Raw genomic sequence first — 1,613 nt, 5'->3', positions numbered from 1 at the left:
ACCTTGCCTTTCAGGCTCTCCATGTCGTAGCCCTGGGCGTTGATCGGTGCGCGCTGTTCGAGGTAGGTGAACAGGTCGGCCAGGATCTGGCAGGGGTGGTATTCGTTGGTCAGTCCGTTGATCACCGGCACCCGCGAATGCGCGGCAAAACGTTCGATCTTGGTCTGCTCGAAAGTGCGGATCATCACGATGTCGACCATGCGGCTGATCACGCGTGCCGAGTCCTCGATCGGCTCGGCGCGGCCGAGCTGGCTGTCGCCGGTGGTCAGGTGCACGACCGAGCCGCCCATCTGGTACATGCCGGCTTCGAAGCTGACGCGGGTGCGGGTCGAGGCCTTCTCGAAGATCATCGCCAGCGTGCGGTCGACCAGCGGCTGGTACTTCTCGTAGTTCTTGAAACGCTGCTTGATGACGCGCGCGCGCTCGAACAGGTAGGCGTATTCCTCGGCCCGAAAGTCCTTGAACTGCAGATAGTGCTTCATGAGGCTGTAGCCCGGTTTCATGGCGCAGAGGCCAGTTCAGCGAGGAATGTTTTGACCAACGGGGCCAGCAGCGCAACGATCTCGTCCGCCTCGGCGGTGGTCAGGATCAGCGGCGGCACCAGGCGGATCACGCTGTCGGCGGTGACCGACAACAGCAGCCCGGCCTCCATCGCGCGGGTCAGGATCACGCCGCAGGGGCGGTCGAGCTCGATGCCGAGCATCAGGCCGGCGCCACGCACTTCCTTCACGCCGAGCAAGCCGGCGAACTCGCGCTCCAGCGCTGCCTTCAGGTGCGCGCCGACCTTGGCTGCGTTGTCGAGCAGCCCGTCGGCGATCATGATCTCGATCGTCTCGATGCCGGCGCGCATCGACAGCGGGTTGCCGCCAAAGGTGGTGCCGTGGTTGCCGGGGCCGAGCACGTTCTTGGCCTTTTCGCCGACGACGATCGCGCCCACCGGCACGCCCGAGCCCAGGCCCTTGGCCAGCGGCATGACGTCCGGCACGATGTCGGCCCATTGATGGGCGAACCACTTGCCGGTGCGCCCGACGCCGCACTGCACCTCATCGAGCATCAGCAGCCAGCCGCGTTCATCGCACAGCGTGCGCAGTGCGCGCAGGTAGTCCCAGCGCGCCGCATGGATGCCGCCTTCGCCCTGGATGGTTTCGAGGAACACCGCGACCACGTTCGGGTTGCTGTCGGCGATCTGGCGCACGGTGTCGATGTCGTTCAGCGGTACGCGCACGAAGCCTTCGACCAGCGGCTCGAAACCGGCCTGCACCTTGGGGTTGCCAGTGGCCGACAAAGTGGCGATCGAGCGGCCATGGAAGGCCTTCTCGAAAACGATCACCTCGGGTTTATCGATGCCTTTGTCGTGGCCGAACTTGCGCGCGATCTTCAGTGCGCCTTCGTTGGCCTCGAGCCCGGTTGAACAGAAGAACGCAGCGCTCAGGCCCGACAACTCGCACAGCTTGGCGGCCAGGCGCTCTTGCAGCGGGTTCTCGTAGTAGTTCGAGCAGTGGATCAGCTTGGTGGCTTGGTCCTGCAGCGCAGGCACCAGCTTCGGGTGCGCATGGCCCAGCGTGTTGACGGCGATGCCGCCCAGGCCGTCCAGGTACTGCTTGCCGTTGGTG

Annotated in this window: 2 protein-coding genes; both read right to left on the bottom strand. The window is 65.0% G+C overall.

Annotated elements, in window-relative coordinates:
• On the bottom strand, positions 1-503 hold a 503-nt coding region (locus tag AC1DYI_RS35025), incomplete at its 3' end, for a Rossmann-fold NAD(P)-binding domain-containing protein (protein WP_477208702.1).
• Positions 500-1,613: acetylornithine/succinylornithine family transaminase (locus tag AC1DYI_RS35020; protein ID WP_477208701.1), on the bottom strand; the 1,114-nt coding region annotated here is incomplete at its 5' end. The genes AC1DYI_RS35020 and AC1DYI_RS35025, both read right to left, overlap by 4 nt.

The sequence above is a fragment of the Ideonella sp. P3_A4 genome (genome assembly GCF_056403075.1).
Note: the sequence above shows the minus strand (reverse complement) of the source record. Positions and strands in the feature narration are given on the sequence as shown.